The sequence below is a fragment of the Kitasatospora putterlickiae genome, assembly GCF_039527695.1.
Classification (GTDB): domain Bacteria; phylum Actinomycetota; class Actinomycetes; order Streptomycetales; family Streptomycetaceae; genus Kitasatospora; species Kitasatospora putterlickiae.
The window spans coordinates 13186-17757 of the sequence record NZ_BAAAKJ010000218.1 but is presented as its reverse complement, the minus strand read 5'-3'; the positions used below and the strand labels follow the sequence as shown (position 1 = coordinate 17757).

The 4572-nt window shown below is 71.7% G+C and carries 4 protein-coding genes; 2 read left to right on the top strand and 2 right to left on the bottom strand.

Translation table 11 applies throughout. From position 1 onward, the window contains the following. A partial coding sequence (locus ABD308_RS21875; protein ID WP_344337795.1) for an MFS transporter occupies positions 1–1179 on the bottom strand: 1179 nt, incomplete at its 3' end. 376 nt (positions 1180–1555) lie between these two features. On the opposite strand from ABD308_RS21875, the gene ABD308_RS21870 reads away from it, so the two are divergent. Next, entirely contained in the window at positions 1556–2905 is a 1350-nt protein-coding gene (locus tag ABD308_RS21870; protein ID WP_344337794.1) for a dicarboxylate/amino acid:cation symporter, read from the top strand. Between the two features lie 210 nt (positions 2906–3115). Here ABD308_RS21870 and ABD308_RS21865 read toward each other — a convergent pair whose 3' ends face one another. Then, positions 3116–3319 carry a cold-shock protein gene (locus ABD308_RS21865; RefSeq protein ID WP_344337792.1) on the bottom strand — a complete coding sequence of 68 codons (204 nt, stop codon included), beginning with the start codon at positions 3317–3319 and terminating at the stop codon, positions 3116–3118. A 366-nt stretch (positions 3320–3685) separates the two neighbouring features. Here ABD308_RS21865 and ABD308_RS21860 point away from each other — a divergent pair. Continuing rightward, positions 3686–4572 (top strand): menaquinone biosynthetic enzyme MqnA/MqnD family protein (locus ABD308_RS21860; protein WP_344337790.1); only part of this gene is annotated, 887 nt, incomplete at its 3' end.

The following is a 4572-nucleotide window of genomic DNA, read 5'->3' as shown; positions in this document are numbered from 1 at the left end:
CGCGGCGGCCGGCCGGAACCACCGGCGGGCGCCGAACAGCAGCAGCCCGCCGAGGGCGATCCCGCCCGCCGCGCACAGCGCCACCGGACGCAGCGAGCCCTCGGCGAGGCGGCCGGAGACGGCGTAGCCGAGCGAGTTGCCGGTCGCGAAGAGGGTGACCAGCCAGGCGAACGCCTCGGTCACGGTGCCGGTCGGGGCCAGCTCGGCGACCAGCACGAACGCCGCCGCCAGCAGCGGGGCCAGCCCGATCCCGGACAGGAAGGCGAGTCCGGCCATCGCGGCCGGCCCGGGCAGCAGCACCAGCGGCAGGTAGCTGACGGCCATGCCGAGTGCCATCAGCCAGGTGCGGGTGGCCGTCGAGCTGCGCCACGACACCGCGCCGTAGGCGAGCGCGCCGAGCAGTCCGCCGAGCGCCGCCAGCGCCAGCAGGGTGCCCGCGCCGCCGGGCAGGCCGTCCGCCGCGTGGGCCTCGGCGTAGGCGATGAACAGCACGTTCTGCGCGCCGACCGCCCAGCCGGCGCCGGCCAGGCCGATCAGCAGCAGGACCAGGCCGGGGGAGCGGAGCGGTCCGAGCAGGCCCGCCGAGTGCGCGCGCGGCGGGGCCTGCCAGGCCCGGGCCGGTGCGGCGGTGGCGACGACGAGCGCCCCGATCAGGCCCAGCGCCGCCGCGACCCAGAGCGCGGCGACCGCGCTCACCGCGCCCGCGATGCCGGCCACCGCGAGCGGGCCGGCGACGTAGAGGATCTGCTGGGAGGCGGAGTCGAAGGCGTACGCGGTGTCGAGCCGCTCCTCCTCGACGACGTCCGGCCAGAGCGAGCGCAGGCAGGGTTCGAGCGGGGGCATGGCCAGTCCGGCGATCGCGGCGCCGAGCGGGGCGGCCAGCGCCGAGCCGGGGGCCGTCGCCAGCAGGGCGTACCCGCCGCCGGCGATCACCGCGGAGACCACCAGCACCCGGGGCTGCCCGGTGCGGTCCACGATCCGGCCGAGCACCGGTCCGCCGATGGCCGCCGCGATCGCGTACGCGGCGGTGGCCAGGCCGATCCGGCTGAACGGCGCGTGGACCTCGCGCAGCGCGAGGGCGATCACCAGGGCGGTCATGCCGGCCGGGAGGCGGCCGAGCAGGGTGCCGAAGAGGAGGCGGCCGACGTGCGGGGCGCGGAGCAGGGCGAGGTAGCCCATGGGCGGGGGTCTCCGGTCTGGGCGGGGGAGCGGTCGGGGGGATGGCACCAAGTTATACGTATAACTGTTGACCGGTCAATCGGATCGCATCCGGAACTCAAACAAGTACTTTGAAGATCTCAAAGCTTTACTGCTAATGTGTCGGCCGTGACCACCTCAGACGCACGTTCGCCGCTCGGCCCGGGCCCGTCGCCCGCCGCCGTCCGCGCGTGCTGTCTGTCCGGTGCTGTGGACAGCCCGCGCCGTTGTCGCGCCATGAGCTGTATTCCGGCGGCACGCCCCTGACCGGGGCCGGTCCTCTCCCCGTCCGGCCGCGCGCCGTGCCGCCTTCGCCACCCCCCACCGCCAGCAACGCCTCCCCCGGAGCCGCACCGTCATGTCCACAGCGCCCGAGGCGACCTCGTCGCCGTCCGTGCTCACCAGAATCCGCAAGACCCCCTTCTGGGTCCAGATCATCGCCGGCCTGGTGCTCGGCATCGGCCTCGGCTACCTGGCCCGCGCGGCCGACATCTCCTGGCTGGCCACCACGCTGGAGACGATCGGCAAGATCTTCGTCCAGCTGCTGAAGCTCGCCGTCCCGCCGCTGGTGTTCACCGCGATCCTGGTGAGCGTGGCGAACCTGCGGAACGTCACCAACGCGGCCCGGCTGGCCGTCCGCACCCTGCTCTGGTTCGCGATCACCTCGCTGATCGCGGTGGCCATCGGCCTCGGCCTCGGCCTGCTGACCAACCCGGGCGAGGGCACCAACCTCAAGACCGAGGGCCTCAAGCCGCCGAAGTCCACCGGCAGCTGGATCGACTTCCTGACCGGGATCTTCCCGACCAACATCGTCACCGCCTTCAGCGAGGTCGAGGTCCTGCAGATCGTCTTCCTGGCGATCGTGGCCGGCGCCGCCGTGATCAAGCTCGGCCCGAAGGCCGAGCCGGTCCTCAAGCTCAGCGAGTCGGTGCTGGAACTGGTCCAGACCGCCCTCTGGTGGGTCATCCGGCTCTCGCCGCTCGGCACCCTCGGCCTCATCGGCAAGTCCGTCGCCAAGTACGGCTGGGACCTGCTGGAGCCGTTCGCGACGCTGACCGTCGACGTCTACGTCGGTTGCGCGCTGGTGATGTTCGGCGTCTACTCGCTGCTGCTGAAGTTCGCCGCCGGCCTCAACCCGGTCAACTTCTTCAAGGGCGCCTGGCCCGCGATCCAGCTGGCCTTCGTCTCGCGCTCCTCGGTCGGCACCCTGCCGGTCACCCGCCGGGTCACCGAGCGCCTCGGCGTCCCGGGCGAGTACGCCTCGTTCGCCGTTCCGTTCGGCGCCACCACCAAGATGGACGGCTGCGCCGCGATCTACCCCTCGCTGGCCGCGATCTTCGTCGCCCAGGTGTACGGCATCGACCTCGGCATCAGGGACTACCTGCTGATCGCCTTCGTCTCGGTGATCGGCTCGGCGGCCACCGCGGGCCTCACCGGTGCGATCGTCATGCTGACGCTGACCCTCTCCACCCTGGGTCTGCCGCTGGAGGGTGTCGGCCTGCTGCTGGCCATCGACCCGATCCTCGACATGATGCGCACCGCGACCAACGTCGCCGGCCAGGCCCTGGTGCCGATCGTGGTCGCGGCCCGGGAGAAGACCCTCGACCTGGTCGCCTACAACAACCCGACCGGTGACCTCTACGACGAGGGCCAGGCCGTGATCCCGCCCCAGGGCAAGGGCTCGAAGCAGGCCCCCGCGACGGCCTGACGCCCCTTCGGAACGGGTACCGCGAAGGGCCCTCCTCCCAGGACGGGAGGAGGGCCCTTCGGCGTTTGCCCGGCGGCGCCGGGCACGAGGCAGGGGGCCCACCGATCGGCGGGCCCCCTTGGGTACTGCGGCTCTCGTGCTCACGATGACGGCCGGCGGCCGTCTGCGGACCCGACGGGTCCCGAGCGATCAGATCATCATTGAGGATGGTCAGATAAGGGTGACGTTCTCCGCCTGCGGGCCCTTCGGACCCTGGGTGACGTCGAAGCTGACCGCCTGGTTCTCCTCCAGCGAGCGGAAACCGCTCGCGTTGATGGCGGAGTAGTGGACGAAGACGTCGGGGCCGCCGCCATCCTGGGCGATGAAGCCGAAGCCCTTCTCAGCGTTGAACCACTTGACGGTTCCCTGAGCCATGCCGTTCTCCTTGCGAGGGACGTGTCGGGGCCACACCGTGTGGCACCCGGTCCGCTGCGCTGATCGCCCTGCCTCCGGACGGGCCCGGAGTTTTTCGATATTGCTGAAAAACTACGAAAAGCCTGCGGTTACATGCTCCGCAGGCTTCAAGTACTGCAAGGGGAATCAAACTGCAACTGAGGGCAACGCTAGCATGCGGCTGCTGTGACGACCAGGGGTGACTTGCGGGCTGGACAGCGCGTGTCGTAAGGCCGTTGTGACGCTCGGTGCGGCGTGTCGGGGCGCCTCCCGGAAGGGCGGTGCGGGGCTCGCGGAGCGGCGGGCATACCCTGCGGGGAGGCGCACGAACAGCAAGGGAGCGGCGCAGTGGCAGTACCGGAAGCGGAAACGCGGGAGCCCCAGGAGAACACCCCGGTCCGGCCCCGGGTCGGGCATATTCAGTTCCTCAACTGCGTACCCCTCTACTGGGGACTGGCCAGGACCGGCAATCTGCTCGATCTGGACCTCACCAAGGACACGCCGGAGAAGCTGAGCGATCAGCTGGTCGGCGGATCCCTGGACATCGGCCCGATCACCTGTGTGGAGTACCTGCGGCACGCGGACGAACTGCTGGTGCTCCCGGACATCGCCGTGGGCAGCGACGGCCCGGTGATGTCCTGCGTGATCGTCAGCAAACTGCCGCTGTCCGAGCTGGACGGCCGGCGGGTCGCGCTCGGCTCCACCAGCCGCACCTCCGTCCGGCTCGCCCGGTTGCTGCTGGAGGAGCGCGAAGGGGTGCGGCCGGAGTACTTCAGCTGCCCGCCCGACCTGGACGCGATGCTCGCCGAGGCCGACGCGGCCGTGCTGATCGGCGACCCGGCGCTGCGCGCCTACCTGGGGCAGGCGGCCGAGCAGGGCCTCGCCGTGCACGACCTGGGCGAGATGTGGAAGGAGTGGACCGGGCTGCCGTTCGTCTTCGCCGTCTGGGCCGTCCGCCGCGACTTCGCCGAGCGGCGCCCCGGGCTGACCGCGGCCGTGCACCGGGCCTTCCTGGAGTCCCGGGACCTCTCGCTGGTCGAGGCCCGCGAGGTGGCCGAGCAGGCGGCCCGCTGGGAGGCCTTCGACGCGGAGGTGCTGGAGCGGTACTTCAGCGAGGCGCTGGACTTCTCGCTCGGCGAGCGGCAGCTGGCCGGGGTCGCCGAGTTCGCCCGGCGGGTCGCGCACGACAGTGGCTTCGCCCCCGACGTGGCCGTCCGGCTGCTGGAGGCCGTCCT